The sequence below is a fragment of the Prevotella sp. PTAC genome, from assembly GCF_013166535.1.
In the GTDB taxonomy this organism is placed as follows: Bacteria; Bacteroidota; Bacteroidia; order Bacteroidales; family Bacteroidaceae; genus Prevotella.
The window spans coordinates 15,459-32,410 of the sequence record NZ_JABKKK010000010.1 but is presented as its reverse complement, the minus strand read 5'-3'; the positions used below and the strand labels follow the sequence as shown (position 1 = coordinate 32,410).

Annotated in this window: 13 protein-coding genes; 6 read left to right on the top strand and 7 right to left on the bottom strand. The window is 51.8% G+C overall.

Going from position 1 to position 16,952, the window contains the following annotated elements; all coding sequences use genetic code 11:
• Positions 1–79 precede the first annotated feature (79 nt).
• A complete protein-coding gene (gene gyrB, locus HPS53_RS08795) occupies positions 80–2,053 on the top strand; it encodes a DNA topoisomerase (ATP-hydrolyzing) subunit B (RefSeq protein WP_172205727.1) in 1,974 nt (657 codons plus the stop codon).
• Positions 2,054–2,360: 307 nt separating this feature from the next.
• Here the strand turns inward: gyrB and HPS53_RS08790 are convergent, their stop codons facing one another.
• Positions 2,361–3,083, bottom strand: coding sequence for a hypothetical protein (locus HPS53_RS08790; protein WP_104368289.1), 723 nt, complete (start codon positions 3,081–3,083; stop codon positions 2,361–2,363).
• Complete coding sequence (locus HPS53_RS08785) at positions 3,064–3,864, bottom strand: metallophosphoesterase (RefSeq protein WP_104368290.1); 801 nt, start codon at positions 3,862–3,864, stop codon at positions 3,064–3,066. The genes HPS53_RS08790 and HPS53_RS08785 overlap by 20 nt, the downstream gene beginning before the upstream one ends.
• 191 nt (positions 3,865–4,055) lie before the next feature.
• Between HPS53_RS08785 and HPS53_RS08780 the strand changes: the two genes are divergently transcribed.
• Positions 4,056–4,934: a helix-turn-helix domain-containing protein gene (locus tag HPS53_RS08780; protein ID WP_104368291.1), complete on the top strand. Its 879-nt coding sequence runs from the start codon at positions 4,056–4,058 to the stop codon at positions 4,932–4,934.
• Positions 4,935–5,041: 107 nt separating this feature from the next.
• Here HPS53_RS08780 and HPS53_RS08775 read toward each other — a convergent pair whose 3' ends face one another.
• Both HPS53_RS08775 and ung read right to left on the bottom strand, forming a co-directional pair.
• On the bottom strand, positions 5,042–5,644 hold the full coding sequence (locus tag HPS53_RS08775; RefSeq protein WP_172205723.1) for a DUF3109 family protein: 603 nt from the start codon (positions 5,642–5,644) through the stop codon (positions 5,042–5,044).
• 81 nt (positions 5,645–5,725) lie between these two features.
• Positions 5,726–6,391, bottom strand: coding sequence for a uracil-DNA glycosylase (gene ung / locus HPS53_RS08770; RefSeq protein ID WP_104368293.1), 666 nt, complete (start codon positions 6,389–6,391; stop codon positions 5,726–5,728).
• Positions 6,392–6,756: 365 nt separating this feature from the next.
• Between ung and HPS53_RS08765 the strand changes: the two genes are divergently transcribed.
• From HPS53_RS08765 to trpS, 4 genes are all read left to right on the top strand, one after another.
• A complete protein-coding gene (locus HPS53_RS08765) occupies positions 6,757–7,143 on the top strand; it encodes a hypothetical protein (RefSeq protein ID WP_172205721.1) in 387 nt (128 codons plus the stop codon).
• Positions 7,109–8,101, top strand: a complete 993-nt coding sequence (locus tag HPS53_RS08760) for a transposase (RefSeq protein ID WP_172205719.1) — start codon at positions 7,109–7,111, stop codon at positions 8,099–8,101. The genes HPS53_RS08765 and HPS53_RS08760 overlap by 35 nt, the downstream gene beginning before the upstream one ends.
• A 182-nt stretch (positions 8,102–8,283) precedes the next feature.
• Positions 8,284–9,759: a glycoside hydrolase family 140 protein gene (locus HPS53_RS08755; protein WP_172205717.1), complete on the top strand. Its 1,476-nt coding sequence runs from the start codon at positions 8,284–8,286 to the stop codon at positions 9,757–9,759.
• A 277-nt stretch (positions 9,760–10,036) separates the two neighbouring features.
• On the top strand, positions 10,037–11,125 hold the full coding sequence (gene trpS / locus HPS53_RS08745) for a tryptophan--tRNA ligase (RefSeq protein ID WP_104368955.1): 1,089 nt from the start codon (positions 10,037–10,039) through the stop codon (positions 11,123–11,125).
• 195 nt (positions 11,126–11,320) lie between these two features.
• On the opposite strand, the gene HPS53_RS08740 is transcribed toward trpS, so the two are convergent.
• From HPS53_RS08740 to HPS53_RS08730, 3 genes are all read right to left on the bottom strand, one after another.
• Positions 11,321–12,136, bottom strand: a complete 816-nt coding sequence (locus HPS53_RS08740; RefSeq protein WP_104368954.1) for a M48 family metallopeptidase — start codon at positions 12,134–12,136, stop codon at positions 11,321–11,323.
• Positions 12,137–12,157: 21 nt separating this feature from the next.
• A complete protein-coding gene (gpmI, locus tag HPS53_RS08735) occupies positions 12,158–13,681 on the bottom strand; it encodes a 2,3-bisphosphoglycerate-independent phosphoglycerate mutase (protein ID WP_104368953.1) in 1,524 nt (507 codons plus the stop codon).
• 798 nt (positions 13,682–14,479) lie between these two features.
• Positions 14,480–16,822, bottom strand: coding sequence for a beta-galactosidase (locus HPS53_RS08730; protein WP_253942864.1), 2,343 nt, complete (start codon positions 16,820–16,822; stop codon positions 14,480–14,482).
• Between the last annotated feature and the right edge of the window lie 130 nt (positions 16,823–16,952).

Sequence of the window (16,952 nt, the reverse complement as noted above, 5' to 3'; positions counted from 1 at the left end):
ATCTGTAAATGTGGTGAAAATCTTTCGCCGAACCGTTTTTTTTTATTAATTTTGCATGGTAATAACCCTAAAAGGAAATATGGCAGAAGACATAACCAAGGAAAGCAATTATTCCGCGAGTAACATTCAGGTCCTCGAAGGACTTGAAGCCGTGCGCAAGCGCCCCGCGATGTACATAGGAGACATCAGCGAGAAAGGTCTGCACCACCTCGTCAACGAGACGGTGGACAACTCTATCGACGAGGCCATGGCCGGCTATTGCACCCACATCGAAGTAACGATAAACGAAGATAACTCGATAACAGTACAGGACAACGGACGAGGCATACCCGTAGACGAGCACGAGAAGCTCCACAAGTCGGCGCTGGAAGTGGTGATGACAGTGCTGCATGCCGGTGGAAAGTTCGACAAAGGCTCTTACAAAGTCAGCGGCGGACTGCACGGCGTGGGCGTGAGCTGCGTCAACGCGCTCTCCACGCACATGCTCTCCCAGGTGTTCCGTGACGGCAAGATATACCAACAGGAATACGAAAGCGGCAAGCCCATGTATCCTGTCAAGGTCGTGGGCGAGACCGACAAGCGTGGTACACGCCAGCAATTCTGGCCCGACGGCAACATCTTCACCACCACGGAATACAAATATGACATCATAGCGAAGCGCATGCGCGAACTGGCCTATCTCAACGCCGGAATCACAATAACGCTGACCGACATGCGCCCCGATGATGAAGGAAACACACGCAGCGAGGTGTTTCACGCAAAAGACGGACTGAAAGAGTTCGTGCGCTACGTGGACCGTCACCGCACACACCTCTTCGACGACGTGATATACCTCAAAACCGAGAAGCAGGGCATACCGATTGAGGTAGCCGTGATGTACAATACCGACTATGCCGAGAACATACACTCGTATGTCAACAATATCAACACCATCGAGGGAGGCACCCATCTCGTAGGCTTCCGCATGGCATTGACACGCACATTGAAGAAATATGCCGATGCCGACCCGGTAATCTCAAAGCAGATAGAGAAAGCGAAAATCGAGATTGCGGGCGAAGACTTCCGCGAGGGACTCACCGCCGTAATATCGATAAAGGTGGGCGAGCCGCAGTTTGAGGGCCAGACAAAGACCAAGCTCGGCAACAGCGAGGTGGCCGGAGCCGTGCAGCAGGCAGTAGGCGAGGCGCTGGCATATTATCTCGAAGAGCATCCCAAAGAGGCAAAGCAAATCTGCGACAAGGTGATACTGGCCGCCACGGCGCGCATTGCGGCACGAAAAGCACGGGAAAGCGTGCAGCGCAAAAACCCGATGACAGGCGGCGGACTGCCCGGAAAGCTGGCAGACTGCTCCAACAAGGATCCGAAGGTATGCGAGATATTCCTTGTCGAGGGAGACTCGGCCGGCGGTTCTGCAAAACAAGGCCGCGACCGGTACACTCAGGCCATACTGCCGCTGAGAGGAAAGATACTCAACGTGGAGAAGGTTATGTGGCACAAGGTATTCGAAAGCGAGTCTGTGATGAACATCATACAGAGCATCGGTGTACGATTCGGTGTGGACGGCGAGGCCGACAAGGAAGCCAACATCGACAAGTTGCGCTACGACAAAATCATAATCATGACCGACGCCGATGTCGACGGCTCACACATCGACACGCTGATAATGACACTGTTCTACCGGTTCATGCCGAAAGTGATACAAGACGGACATCTGTACATCGCCACGCCGCCGCTATATCAGTGTACATACAAGAACAAAGCCAAGGAATATTGCTACACCGAGCAACAGCGACAGGCATTCATAGACAAATGGGGCGATGGGACAGACGATGGAAAAAACATCCACACGCAACGCTATAAAGGTCTCGGCGAGATGAACCCCGAACAGTTGTGGGAGACAACCATGAACCCGGAGACACGCCTGCTGAAACAGGTAACCATAGAAAACGCCGCCGAAGCCGACGAGATTTTCTCAATGCTGATGGGCGACGACGTGGAACCCAGACGAGAATTCATAGAAAAGAACGCGACATACGCAAACATCGACGCATAAAACCAAAAAGCCGGCTCAACGCCGGCTTTTTACTTATCAGCAATAAAAAGACGTTTTATTCAGGAGACAAAAAGTATATCAGAGATTAAAGAAAATCTTACCGGGAGTTAAATAAACCGATGAAACTATCGCCCGCAAACTCCGGATGGAATTTAAAGACACATCCAACACACAATACCCACCGCATATATTTCCACAACATATATACAGACTTACCGCCAATCCATTTACCATTTACCGCTTACCATACAACCACTTATCCCTTACTACTCATCTCCTTACTACCCACCTCCTCAATGACAGCCTTTTAAAACATCTGCACCTTAAGTCCGAGCGACAACCCGAATGCGTCTCCGAGGCTCACATTGCCGTCTTGAATCATGGCACGCAGGTATATATCACACGTGCTCACTTCGTAAAATGCCGTGACACTCTTGATGAACTTGCGCTTGTTGCGGGGCACGACAGCCGTCACACGCTGCCCCACGAAGACATTCACTCGCACTTTCGTGCTGAGAAACTGATAGTACTTATCGGGATACCGCTTCGGTTCACGCCCCCAAAACTCATGCCCGAAAACAGTATTGAAATATATGCCGCACGATAACGGCTCGGCATTGAAATCACCACCGAGGTCTATCCTCCACGGAATATAATTCTGCTTTATCGTCATAGTAGTCTTGGCACGCTCGCTGTTGAAACGCGGCAGATAGCCGAAAAGCAGATTGGTCTCATACTGCCGTCTGTTACCGTAGTTCCACCCGACACCCAACGACATCATACCCATATTGCCGGCATACTGGACTATAATCTGCGTAGGTATGAGAAAGTTCCACATCCTGCGGTATCTCTCCACCCTGATATCATACCTTGTCGGCGCGTTTTCTTTCCCGCCACCTTCCACACTGTCCGCGGCATGTGGTCCTGCACTCAAAGGCATCATGGCATCCGATGCCGACGCACGGCATAACGGCGACAAAACAGACATCGCGACAAACAGCAAACAGAACTTAAAAATGTATGATTTCATAGTCATAACCGCCAGGAGTGATGGTAAACAAAAAATAACTGCGCTTCTCTATGTTCGGCGCTCCATAGTATACAAGGCCGTCGTCGTATATATCTTCTGTCTGCAAACAGTGGTCGTGACCGTTGAGACAGAACATGATGCCGGGAAAACGAAGCACGTAATGCTCGAAAGCATTTGCCACATTATTATTGAACTGCTCGCAGTATGGCCGTGCGTGCATGCATATCACAGTACGGTCGAAAAGCTCTCCGTCCTCGACGATCTGCTTTTCCATGAAGTCGAAGTTGGGAACAGCCGCCAGATAGTCGTACTCGGTGGCATTGGTATTCAGGCAAACAAACTTCACCCTGCCGGCGATGAAACTGAAATCGGCCGGCCCGTACATCACGGAATACACATCGTCGCCAGTGCCGAGGAAGTCGTGATTGCCTATCAGGGCCACATACGGCACACGAACGGCCGAAAGGATGTCGCGCTTCCACAAATATTCCTTCGTCGTCCCGCAGTCTGTCAGGTCTCCGCCGTGAATAACAAAGTCTATGCTGTCCCTGCCGTTTATGTCTTCCACCATATCTTTCGTGTCGCCGTACCAGCCGTGAGTATCGCTGACAAACGCCACACGGAGAGTGTCTTTGTCCTTGCAGGCACGCTCTATCCGCTCCATGTTTCGCGCGTTTATATCGCGCTCTCCGTCAAAACGGGCATCATACGGATGATAATCAAACCATCCCTTACATCCGGCAAGCACAGCACAAAGAATAATGAAATACAGTATCCGCATATAAACATTCCGTGATTTAACCATGCAAAGATACGAATAAGTAGCATAAAAACCGAGAAACCGATTTGAGTTTTTAAGCGCCGCCGCCGCTTTTATCGGGCTTTTATCAGGTCACCAAAATAATTTCATCATGCTTTTATGTCACAACATCAAATATTTATATTAAATTTGCGGTGCCAAATCACGGATTAATGGACAAAGAACATATAAAGGATACCAACATACAGGTTATCAAAGAATGGACTCCCACAAACTTCATCGGCAATGACATCATCATTACCGACAAGATAAACCTGGCTCCCACCACGGGACAGCCCCACCGGATGAACTTCATACTGCTGGCGATATGCACTAAAGGGGAAATAGGATTTACGGTAGACACGCAAAGATACACCGCCAAAACCAACGACGCCATAATCATATCAGACCGCCACATCGTGGAACATTACCACACGAGCGACGATGCCGAGGGCATGCTGATAGTCCTTTCCGTGGGATTTTTCTACGAGACGGTAAGCAACGTGAGCGACATTTCAACACTGTTCATGTTTTCGAGAAACAACCATGTGGTAAGCCTGTCACAGAAAGAAGCCGACATCTTCAGAAGCTACTGCGACATGCTGAAGGGCAAAATCGCCGACACGGAAAACCAATTCCGACGCGAACTGTCAAGGACGCTGGTACTGGCGATGTTCTACGACATGGGCAACGTGATATACCGGGTGCAGAAAAAGAGCGACAAGAAACAGAACCGGGCCGACGCTATTTTCACGAAATTCATCCTTCTCGTCGAAGACAACTACAAGACCGAGCGCCGTGTAGGCTGGTATGCCGAGCAGCTATGTATCACTCCGAAATACCTTTCGGAGACGGTGAAGCACGTCAGCCGACGCACACCGAACGAATGGATAGACCGATATGTGACACTCGAAATCCGGATACTGCTCAGGAACTCGACCAAGAGTATAAAAGAGATTGCCACCGACCTGTGTTTCCCCAACCAGTCTTTTCTCGGCAAATACTTCAAGGAGCATGTGGGGATGTCTCCGTCGGAATACAGAAAATCGTAGTCCGCCAACAGGACATCAACAGATAATGCCCGGCAACTGCCGGGCATCCTCATGGCGGCATTCCGATAGGACAGCCGCAAGTATCTCTACGCAAGCAAACGGTAACCTTATATCATCCCCATCCGCTTCAGTTCGTCGGCCGCTTCTTCGAGCATAGAGTACCAACCGGCACCGAAACGCCGTATAAGAGGCTCCTTAAGAAATCTGTATACCGGCATACCTGTCTCGCGACCTTTGGCCATCGCCGCTCGACATACATCCCACTGATGATAGTTAAGCCCCACGGTGCCATTGCCCAACGCCACTTCGCGGATAGGGTAAAGAGCGCAACTGATCGGTTTGCAAAACTTTATACTGCCCTCGCGATATGCCTTTTCGAGAGCGCAGAAACAGCATCCGCCCTCATGGCATGTGAAAACACAGTCCTTTCCGCCCACAATGCTCGTCACCAGGTCGCCCTCCTCATCGGTATAAGCCACCCCCTGACGGTCTATCACCGCCTGTGCCGATGCCGTGAGGCCGGGCCACACCGTCTCTACCGCATCTTCGATCGCTGCCACCTCGTCAATCGTCACCGGTGCGCCGGCATCTCCCTCCACACAGCACTCACCGTGACAGGCATCGAGATCGCAACAAAATTTCTCCCTGAATATGTCTATCGACACCAGCACGTCACCCACTTCTATTATCGACGGCAGTCTGTCTTCCATATTATTGTCATCCTTTTATGTTTACGCTATATCGTTTTATTTCTCCCAGTGCATGCATCCGTACAAGCACATGCAGGCTTGCTACCACCTTATCGGCTCTATACCGTTGCCAGCCAGATAATCGTTCGCCCTGGAAAAGTGATGGTTTCCGAACCATCCGCCACGGTTGGCAGACAGCGGCGACGGATGGACAGACTGCAATACAAGATGCCGTGACGTATCGATGAACGATGCCTTGCTGCGTGCATAGCCACCCCATAAGATGAACACGAGGTGCTCACGGCCGGCATTGAGCGCCCGTATGGCGGCATCGGTGAACCGCTCCCACCCTCTCCGCTGATGGCTCGCCGCCTGACGGGCACGCACCGTGAGCGTGGCATTGAGCAGAAGCACACCCTGCTCCGCCCACCGTGTAAGATTGCCGCTCGCCGGCATCGGTGTGCCGAGGTCGAGCTGTATCTCCTTGAAAATATTGACAAGAGATGGCGGGAAAGGCACTCCGTCGTTGACAGAGAAACTGAGGCCGTGTGCCTGCCCTGGCTCGTGATACGGGTCCTGCCCTATGATGACAACCTTCACCTTGTCGAAAGGACACAGGTTGAAAGCGTTGAAAATAAGACTGCCCGGAGGATAGCATGTGGTACTTGTGTATTCTGAACGCACAAACTCCGTAAGCCCGGCGAAATACGGCTTATCAAACTCATCTCCTATATGCCGGCGCCATGACTCTTCTATCTTTACATTCATATCGGTTGATTGTTAATGATTTGCAAAAATACGACTTTTTCCCGTAAGTACAAAAACAAACCGTTATCTTTACAACAAGCAGCATAATACGTACCCCCTATATTTACTATTAAGATAAAAAACAGTCATTTAAACAAAATAAAAATATGAATATAAGAAAAACAGCCAATCTTGCAACCTTGTTTTTTTGCAGGAACATTAATTACTGCGTGCGGTTCATCAAGTAAAGTAACATCTCGGCTTAGTGATGGGGATGACTCAATCAAAGTGGAAGTTTCGACTAAGGTCAGCACCAATTATGGGTCAGTAGAAAATTAGTGGGGATAAAATTTTCATACCAAAGAAGTTATATCGAACTTTGGAGCATGGAAAATGATTACTTGCAAATATTGGCACAAATAGTTCTTCCGGCGCAGATACTTGATTATTTCACCATCTCCGGTGTATCTCAGACCTCCACAGAGATACGCATTAATCTTGATGAGAAAATGGATTCAGAGCTGTCCTCGGATGTCCATTTTGAGTCTAAAGGCTTTATGGAGCCTGTAAGCGTGACGGACTTTCCGATAAGAGGCCACAAGGTGATTCTTCGGATACGGCGGAGGCGTTGGACAGACATCAGGACCGGCAAGAGTTTCAGCATCCCGATAGCCCTTGACGTGGTCGCCAAGGGCACGCATTACTCCAAGGAATTTGGAGCTTTTTTAAAAGAGACGTATGGAGACGTCCCCGGTGACCTGCCGTACGCTTGAGGAATTTTACAATATTGACTCCCACACGTTCGAGAAGCGGTATAAGGAAGTGCCCAGCGGATTCCGGCAGTGGGATCAACTGTGGCATGCCGACAAATGGCTGCTGTTTCCGGAGAATATCGGTCCGAAGCTGGCAATCGACGAGTCCTCACTCTCCAACGGCGAACTGTACACGTTTGTGACCAACCGTGACGCCCGCACACGTGAACGCTCCCTGGTTGCCATCGTGGCAGGCACAAAATCAGAGGATATCATCGCTGTGCTGGAACGCATTGATGATGAGCGTCGTCATGCAGTGAAGGAGGTCACACTCGACCTGTCTGATTCCATGCGCAAGATCGTCCGGTCGGTTTTTCCAAAAGCGAGCCGTGTCATTGACCGGTTCCACATCCAAAAGCTTGCCTGCGACGCCGTACAGGAATTGCGGGTCAAGCACCGTTGGGAAGCTATACAGCAGGCAAACGACGAGATGGAAGAGGCCAAGCTGAACGGTGAGGACTATGTGCCGTTCCGGTTTCCCAATGGTGATACCCGCAAAGAACTGCTCATACGCTCACGGTATCTCCTGTTCAAATCAGCCGAGAAATGGACCGGCAGGCAGAAACAGCGTGCCGCCATTCTGTTCGAAGAGTATCCGGATATCAGAACGGCATACGGCCTGTGCCATTCCTTGCGGATGATCTTTTCAAAAAACACAATCAAGGATGCCGCACGTTTGTCTATGGCAAAGTGGTATAGCAAGGTCGAAGAAGCAGGATTCCATTCCTTTAACGTCATCGCCGCAACCTTCTATGAGCATTATGATGAAATATTGAAATTCTACAACAACCGTGATTCCAATGCGATGGCTGAATCATTCAATGCCAAGATAAAACTATTCAGGGCAAACCTTAGGGGTGTTGCTGACAAGAAGTTCTTCCTGTTCCGTATAGCAAACCTTTACGCTTATCCACACTAATTTTCTACTGACCCGATTTTTCCGGTTCTTGATTTGTATGTAACGAATTTGTTGAGTTGTTTTTCAATGTCGTTTCTGTCGGCTTCATGTGAATTACAGTATGAAAATACGTTTTTTTTGATATGATTTCGCTACCTTTGTGAAATAAAGACAATCTTGAAAACAAATCAAAAAAAGACACAATGAAAAGACATCATATTGTTTTACTGGCGGTCACCGCCATGATGTTTACAGCTGTAGGCCGCCTGTACGCCGCAGCGAGACCATGGGATAACGGACGCTTGAGAGTATCGGCCGACGGCCGTTTTCTTATGTTCGACAACGGCCGGCCGTTCTTCTGGCTCGGCGACACAGGCTGGCTGCTGCCCGAGCGGCTCAACCGTGATGAGGCTGAGTACTATCTCTCGCGCTGCGAGGCGGCCGGATACAATGTCGTGCAGGTGCAGGTAATCAACGGCATACCTGCTTTCAACGTATACGGACAGATGTCCATGCCCGCCGGTTTCGACTTCTCCACTGTCGATCGCAAGGGCGTTTACGGCTATTGGGACCACATGGACTACATCATCGATCGTGCCGCCGCTCACGGAATATACGTCGGCATGGTATGCATTTGGGGCGGCATGGTGAAGGCCGGACAGATGAACGAGGCTCAGGCGCGCAGTTATGGAATGTTTCTCGCCAACCGATACAAGAACCGCAAGAACATCGTGTGGATAATGGGCGGCGATATTCAGGGCGACATCCGCACCGGGGTATGGGATGCGCTGGCCACGACGATAAAAAGCATAGACACCGGCCATCTGATGACCTTCCATCCGCGTGGCCGCACCACGTCGGCAAGATGGTTTAACGACCGTGCATGGCTCGACTTCAACATGTTCCAGAGCGGTCACCGCCGCTACGGTCAGCGTATGGGAAACAAATATTATCCCATTCCCGACGGCACGGAGGAGGACAGCTGGATGTATGTCGATTCGGCGTGGTCGTATAAGCCGGTAAAACCGGTTATCGACGGAGAGCCGAGCTATGAGGACATACCGCAGGGGCTGCACGATGCCGGTGAGCCGCGGTGGACGGCCGCCGACGTGCGTCGCTATGCCTACTGGTCGGTGTTCGCCGGCTCATGCGGACACACATACGGCAACAATTCAATCATGCAGTTTGCCAAGCCGGGAGTGAACGGCGCATATTTCGCCGACGGCAATGTCAAACCGTGGTACAAGGCTATGGACGACCCGGGGTTCAACCAGATGAAGTACATCAAGCGTCTGATGCTCGCCCTGCCTTATTTCGACCGTATTCCCGATCAGGGTGTCATATCGGGCAACGGTATCCGCTACGAACGTCTCATCGCCACCCGGGGCAAAGACTATCTGCTGGTATACAACCACACGGGGCGTGACATGACCGTCGACCTCCGTAAAATCAGCGGAAAGCGTAAGAACGTGTGGTGGATGAACCCGGCAAACGGGGCGCTGACGTATCTCGGCGAGCATGTATCAGGGATGGCCGTGTTCCGCTCACACACAGACGCGACCGGCATTGCCGACGGAGTGCTCATCGCCATCGACTCGTCGAAAAGCTATCTTGGCGTGGCAGCATCCGAAATACCCGATAGTGATGCCGTCGCGGCAGAGAGAGACAGAACGGAATGAGTGGCGGTGACTTTGTCGTTCACTTATTTGTGAATATCGGATAGAATTATTAACTTTGCAAAAATATGGCTGTGGCCGCAAGCCGATACGGCATGCGAGAAGCCGGGCCGGACAATGGTCTTTTCTTAAGCGGCTGGCAAGGGTTGGCAAGATGGCAAACGTGCTGTGTGGTGCGGCCCGAAACAGGAACGCTGAAAGACAGTAAATGCGGCATGTCGTGCAACGGACGGTTATGCGGCATGAATCCATACGATAACGAAGATAATAAAAAATACAGATGGAAAAAGTGATTTTGACCGGTGACCGCCCCACCGGTAAACTGCATCTCGGCCACTATATAGGCTCATTGCGCCGCCGTGTGCAGTTGCAGAATGAGGGCGACTACAAGCAGATGTTTGTTTTCATGGCCGATGTACAGGCACTGACAGACAATGCCGACAATCCCGAGAAGATACGACAGAACCTCATCGAAGTGGCGCTCGACTATCTTGCCGCCGGTCTCGACCCGGCCAAGTGTACGCTTTTCGTGCAGAGCCAGATACCGGAGCTTGCCGAACTGACCACATATCTGATGAATCTTATCACCGTGTCGCGTGTCCAGCGCAACCCTACTGTGAAGACCGAGATAAAGATGCGCAACTTCGAGGCCAACATCCCGCTCGGCTTTTTCTGCTATCCGGTGAGCCAGGCGGCCGACATCGCCCTGTTCAAGGCTACGACAGTGCCGGCCGGCGAGGACCAGGAACCGATGCTTGAGGTGACCCGTGAGTTGGTGCGCCGCTTCAACTCAACGTATAGTGAGGTGCTTGTCGAGCCAAATATAATGCTTCCCGAGAATGCCACGGCGCGCCGTCTGCCGGGTACCGACGGCAAGGAGAAGATGAGCAAGAGCCTCGGCAACTGCATATATCTGAGTGATTCGGCCGAGGAGGTATGGCAGAAGGTGCGCTCCATGTATACCGACCCCGACCACTTGCGTGTCGACGATCCCGGCAAGGTGGAGGGCAATGCCGTATTCACATATCTCGACGCATTCTCGACAGATGCCGATTTTGCCGATTTCTGGCCCGAATACGCCAATCTCGAGGAGTTGAAAGACCACTACCGCCGTGGCGGATTGGGCGACATGAAGTGCAAGAAGTTCCTTAACACTATCCTGAATAACATGCTCGAACCGATGCGTGTGCGTCGCCATGAGTTTGAGCAGGATATCCCCGAGATATACAACATACTGAAAAAGGGTACCGAGCAGGCCCGCCACACGGCCGCACAGACCATGGACGAGGTGCGCCGCGCGATGCGGATCGACTATTTCGACGATGCGGAACTGATAAGTATGCAGGCCGAGCGTTTCAGGAACAAGTAGGAGCGGCCGCCGGTCGGGGCCGGCTGCTTATATCCGTTGCGGCCGGATATTGGTATCATTGATACCGTGCGGCTCGTTATATGTCGGTAAGTGAGGCATGTCGCATGTCTCGTCACGATATGAAAACAGCCTGAGGGCATTATCGCTCCTCAGGCTGTTTTTTTGTTTGCGGGTATGAATGGCCCCGTCATTGTCTTATTTCTTCTCCGGCATCTTGTTTTCCGGACGGGCTATACCGTCTGCCGTTGCGCGGTCGGCCATTTTCTTTATTCTCTTGGCCGTGTCGGGATGTGATGAGAACATCTTGTCGAGTTTGCTGCCCTTACCTGCTCCGGCCTCTTCTTCAAGTTTTTTGAGCTTCTCGAACGACAGGGCTATAGACCACGGGTTCTTGCCGTTCTTCTTGAGGAAATCATATCCGTAGTCATCCGCCTCGCTCTCCTGTTTCTGCGAGTAAGATGAGTTCAGCACCGCCTCTCCGAGGCTTCCGAGCTGCGACTCGGTCAGTTGGGCGGCTTTGCCACCTGTTGACGCGATGCCGTCTTTGAGAGCGGATGTGAGCAATGCTGTGCGGAACGCCTTTTTGGAGTGTTTCAGTGCCACATGGCCGAGCTCGTGCCCGATGACGCCGAGCAACTCATCGTCTGTCATGATGTCCATCAGCGACGAGAATACGCGCACGCTTCCGTCAGGACAGGCGAATGCGTTCACGTCGATGACGTAGTAAACCTTGAAGTTGAGCGGAATACCTTCGACCTCTGTCAGTCCCTGGGTCAGTTTTTTCAGGCGTACGGTATACGGGTCGTCATCGGCACATACCTGGTTGTGCTTGTCCATCCAGTCTATCGACTCTTTCACGTATTGTGCCATCTGCTCGTCTGTCAGCGTGGCCGCCTTGCCGGCTTTCAGCGCACCGCTCGCCGCCTTGCCGAGATTGAATTGTGCCATTGCCGGTGTGGCACATGCCATCAGCAGCATCAATGCTGCCGTCTTGATAGATTTCATCTTCATGGATTAATTGTTTTTATAGGGTTATTTGTTGTCGCATATAAGGTTTTCGCCTGTCATGTCGGCGGGTTGTTCGAGTCCCATGATGTGCAGGATAGAAGGAGCCACGTCGGCCAACCGTCCGTTTTTCACTGTCGCGCTGTTGTTGTCCGTCACGTAGATGAACGGTACCGGGTTGAGCGAGTGCGCGGTGTTTGGCGAGCCGTCTTCGTTGACGGCATTGTCGGCGTTGCCGTGGTCGGCTATGATTATAGCCTCGTAGCCGTTGGCCTTGGCCGCTTCTATCACGTCGCGTACGCAGTTGTCCACGGCATGCACGGCCTTTGCTATGGCGTTGTATATTCCGGTGTGGCCGACCATGTCGCCGTTTGCGAAGTTGACAACTATGAAATCATATTCCTGGGTGTTTATCGCCCCCACGAGCTTGTCTTTCACTTCGTATGCGCTCATTTCGGGTTTGAGGTCGTATGTGGCTACCTTTGGCGACGGCACGAGTATGCGGTCTTCGCCCTCATAGGGTTGCTCGCGGCCTCCGTTGAAGAAGAATGTCACATGGGCGTATTTCTCTGTCTCAGCCGTGTGCAACTGCTTCTTGCCCATGCTGCTGAGATACTCGCCCAGGGTGTTCTCCACGTTTTCTTTCGGGAAGAGGATGCCGACACCGGTGAACGATGCGTCGTAAGGCGTCATGCAGTAGTATTGCAGGCCCTTTATCGTGTGCATTCCCTCCTCGGGCATGTCTTGCTGTGTGAGTACCTGTGTCAGTTCCTTTGCTCGGTCATTGCGGAAGTTGAAGAATATCACCACGTCGCCTTCTTCTATGCGTCCGTCGACGTTTGCGTTTGTTATCGGTTTGATGAACTCGTCGGTCACGCCCTCGGCATAACTATCCTCCACGGCTTTCACCATATCGTCGGCCTGTCTGCCCTTTGCTTCTACAATGAGGTCGTAAGCCTCTTTCACACGGTTCCAGCGCTTGTCGCGGTCCATTGCGTAGAAGCGGCCGATGATGCTTGCTATGGCAGCGCCGTTGGCCTCGCATACGTCTGTCAGCTCTTTGATGAAGCCGGCGCCGCTCTTGGGGTCGGTGTCGCGGCCGTCCATGAAGCAGTGCACGAAAGTCTTTGTCAGACCGTATTCCCTGCCTGTCTCCACGAGTTTGTAGAGGTGGTCGAGCGAAGAGTGTACACCACCGTCTGACGTCAGTCCCATCAGGTGCAGTTTCTTGCCGTTTTCCTTGGCATAGCTGTATGCCGCCACAATACCCGGATTCTGCATTATGGAACCGTCTTTGCACGCACGGTTGATTTTCACCAGGTCCTGATATACCACACGGCCGGCACCGATGTTGAGGTGGCCTACTTCCGAGTTGCCCATCTGTCCGTCGGGCAGACCCACGTTCTCTCCCGAAGCCTGCAACTCAGAGTGTGAGCTGACGGCCGTGAGATAGTCGAGATACGGGGTCGGCGTGTTGAATATCACGTCGCCGTTGCCATGTTTTCCGATTCCCCATCCGTCGAGAATCATCAATAACGCTTTTTTTGCCATAGTTTATTTATTGTTTAAATGATATTTGTCTTTTTGCGGTATGCGGTATTCCGGCCGGTTTGTTACCGGCAGATGGGCTTGCAGCCATGTAACGCGCGTTGACCGTCAATGGCGCGGTCAAACTCTTCTTATTAAAATTAGGTTGAGTTCGACTTGCAAAAGTAATAATATTTGGGCGATTGGCAAAATGCGTGAATATAAAAGAATGAATAAAAGAAAGACAATACTTGCGGTAATCACGAATAATGTTTACAAAAAGCCTTTTAAAACTCGCCCGTTTCAAAATTAAAAGCCAAAGGCCGGAAATAAACGAGTTATGAACTGCTTTTCACAACCACCTGTATATCAACCCGATAAACCCACCATATCTGCTTTCCATACCACACCAACTCCACCTGCCTGAAATATTTTTTCCATTCAGCGTCCCGTTGCCTCGCATTTAGACGCTAAACGCAAGCCAACGGGACGCTGAACGCGACGCAAACGGCAACCAATCGCCCTGCAACGGGCGTCCCGTTGCAGGGAAATGATGAAGTTATTCATTTTTTTAAAATATTCTATCGCATTGTGTATAGCTTTAGGTATAGTGATAATTTTCTATTTCGAGGAAAAACAAAGTGTTAATTTGATGATTTTATTTTTACATTTATCTGCGTAAAAAGGGCGTTTAAAGGTAAAAGGGTAAAAAAGTAAAAAGGTAAAAAAGCCATGCGGACTTATTATTTACAGATTGTTTTCTTTAATTCATTATCCATCCGCATGGCTTTTTTACCCTTTTACCTTTTTACTTTTTTACCTTTAAAAAACGTATATCCGGTAGTTCTTCACGCTGCCCGGGGCACCTTGTTCGGCTCTTGGCAGATATTCTATTCCGGTTATGTCGCGCGGCGTCCCGAGGTCTATGACTATCGTGTGTGGATACCTGTCGGTAGGTTTGGTGCTCCAAAATGTCGACTCTTGCAGGTCAAACACCTTGTCTGCCGTGTGGTTTCCGCCTGCGGTGTCCTCGCTGTCGCAGTATCCCGCCGACCACGGCTCCCGGCTCAGTCGCCGCCCTTTGTTGTCGAGGGCGTACAGTTCGGCTATCGCCGCCGTCTGTCCGCTGTCGTGGGCATCGAGGCATTCGATGGCTATGTAGCGGCCCGAAGCCTGCGCAAACGTTATTTTCTGCCATCCGTTGCCTGATGCGAATGCTCCTGTTGCGGCCGGCCTCATGGCGCTAAGCATAGGAGCGGTCTTGTCGGTTTTCGTCTTTTTGACTTTGAGTTTGTTCAGCTCGGGTGTCGTCTGTCCGTGGCATGTCGTCTCTTTCGGGTTGGTGATGTCGAGCACGATCAGCTCGTTGCGTCCTTTTTTCAGCCAGCATCCCGGCAGGTAGAGCGTCTGTTGCGGGCCGATGCTCCAGAAACGCCCCAGCGCATGCCCGTTGACATATACCTGTCCTTTGCCCCATCCTTCCATGTTCAGGAACGTGTCGCCCGTTTTTTTGAGCGTGAAGTGTCCGCGGTAGTATCCCCGCCGATCCATTGCTTTCGAGCTTCCGGGGGCTTTAGCGGCAGCGTCGAGCGCCCTTACCGCTGTCGTGTAGTCATCTGATATTCGGCTGACGGTCCAGTTTTTCAGGTCGTGCGTCACCACATGTCCGTCTGTCTCGGCCGTCATTGTTACAGTGCCGGTGATGCCCTTGAAGTCTTTTATGGCCCGTCCGAAGTTTATCCGTCCCATCGCCTCGACGAGTATCGTCAGCTTGCTGCCTCGTTTCACGGGCGGCATGCGCAGCGTGCGTTCTTTCTTCACCCGGTCTATCGTGCCTATGTGACTGCCGTCTACAAATATCTGGGCGTAGTCGTGCGCCTCGTCTATCGTCAGCAGCGACGGGGTGGTGATGCCGGGCAGCGTCGTCTCGTATATCATCGCTCCCCAGCCCATGTTCATCTCCTCCATGGTGACGGTGTTGCGGGTGGTCGCAGTGCTGTCTACGCCAAGGCAGACAGGTGCGAACTCGGTGAGCGTGAACTTGGGAATGCTTATTATGCCGGCTGCCGGGCGGGGCATGGCAGGCAGCTTCCAGTCGGCATATTTCCGCATGGTGGCCCGCAGTTCGTGGTATTTAGGGGTGGCGGCACCCTGCTCGTTGATGGGCGCGTCGTAGTCGTAGCTCGTCACGTCGGGGGCAAATCCTGGGCTGTTGGCTCCCGCCCAGTGGCCGAACGATGTGCCTCCGTGTGTCATGTACAGGGAAAACGATATGCCTTTCGACAGCATCTCGTCTATTCCGGCCGTCATCTTGGCCGCCGGCCGTGTCTCGTGGCGCGCTCCCCACTTGTCGAACCATCCGCTCCAGAACTCCGAGCACATCTTCGGCTCGTCGGGCCTAAGTTCGCCAAGGCGTTTGAACTGGGCGTCGATGTTGGCTCCGGTGCCGAAGTTCATTGTCCATGTGAGGTCGTCGAGACCGTTTTTCGTGAAGTTGCTTGCCCAGTCGCACTGGAAGAGCGCCACCTTGTCGAAGCCGGCCGAGCGAACGATGTCCCGTATCTCGCTCACATAGGCCTTGTCCTCTCCATACGACCCGTACTCGTTCTCCACCTGTACCATGATTATCGGGCCGCCGTTCTGTATCGTCAGCGGGGCAAGCTGCTCGCCTACCTTATGCTCGAACAGCCGCACCCGCTCCATAAAATACGGGTCTCTCTCGCGCAGTCGTATGTCTTTCTTTTTAAGAAGCCACCACGGCAGGCCTCCCATCTCCCATTCGGCACACACGTACGGGCCAGGCCGCACGATGACATACATGCCGTTTTTCTGCGCGATCCGGCAGAACTCGGCCACGTCGTTGCCGCCCGTGAAGTCGAACTCGCCTTCGCGTTGCTCGTGTATGTTCCAGAAAATGTAGATGCAAACAGTGTTCATGCCCAGTGCCTTGCACATCCTGATGCGATGTTCCCAGTACGGTCGGGGGATGCGCGGATAGTGAATTTCGGCCGCTTTTATCACAAACGGCTTGCCATTGAGCAGGAATGTGCCTTTACCGACGGTGAAATCGCCGTTTTTTGAGCTTCCGGCCGCCTGCGATGCTGTTGTGGCAGCCAGCAGAAAGATGCTCATCGCAATGCTCTTTAGGTTTCTGTTGAGTCGCATGGTTTTGTTGTTTTGTCAGTATGTAAATTGTATGTGTGTTATTTTGTTTTCGTTGTTTTGTCCCGTTTCATCGTCGTGATGTTTCAATATGGAGGCCGTGTCGTTCATACGATTTATGCCTGTCCTTATA

Excerpts from the sequence above, each read along its gene's own strand:
- trpS (WP_104368955.1), top strand. The coding sequence starts at position 10,037 with ATGGAAAAAGTGATTTTGACCGGTGACCGCCCCACCGGTAAACTGCAT.
- gpmI (WP_104368953.1), bottom strand. The coding sequence starts at position 13,681 with ATGGCAAAAAAAGCGTTATTGATGATTCTCGACGGATGGGGAATCGGA.
- HPS53_RS08760 (WP_172205719.1), top strand. The coding sequence starts at position 7,109 with ATGGAGACGTCCCCGGTGACCTGCCGTACGCTTGAGGAATTTTACAAT.
- HPS53_RS08785 (WP_104368290.1), bottom strand. The coding sequence starts at position 3,864 with ATGCGGATACTGTATTTCATTATTCTTTGTGCTGTGCTTGCCGGATGT.
- HPS53_RS08740 (WP_104368954.1), bottom strand. The coding sequence starts at position 12,136 with ATGAAGATGAAATCTATCAAGACGGCAGCATTGATGCTGCTGATGGCA.
- HPS53_RS08790 (WP_104368289.1), bottom strand. The coding sequence starts at position 3,083 with ATGAAATCATACATTTTTAAGTTCTGTTTGCTGTTTGTCGCGATGTCT.
- ung (WP_104368293.1), bottom strand. The coding sequence starts at position 6,391 with ATGAATGTAAAGATAGAAGAGTCATGGCGCCGGCATATAGGAGATGAG.
- HPS53_RS08780 (WP_104368291.1), top strand. The coding sequence starts at position 4,056 with ATGGACAAAGAACATATAAAGGATACCAACATACAGGTTATCAAAGAA.
- HPS53_RS08765 (WP_172205721.1), top strand. The coding sequence starts at position 6,757 with ATGGAAAATGATTACTTGCAAATATTGGCACAAATAGTTCTTCCGGCG.
- gyrB (WP_172205727.1), top strand. The coding sequence starts at position 80 with ATGGCAGAAGACATAACCAAGGAAAGCAATTATTCCGCGAGTAACATT.
- HPS53_RS08730 (WP_253942864.1), bottom strand. The coding sequence starts at position 16,822 with ATGCGACTCAACAGAAACCTAAAGAGCATTGCGATGAGCATCTTTCTG.
- HPS53_RS08755 (WP_172205717.1), top strand. The coding sequence starts at position 8,284 with ATGAAAAGACATCATATTGTTTTACTGGCGGTCACCGCCATGATGTTT.
- HPS53_RS08775 (WP_172205723.1), bottom strand. The coding sequence starts at position 5,644 with ATGGAAGACAGACTGCCGTCGATAATAGAAGTGGGTGACGTGCTGGTG.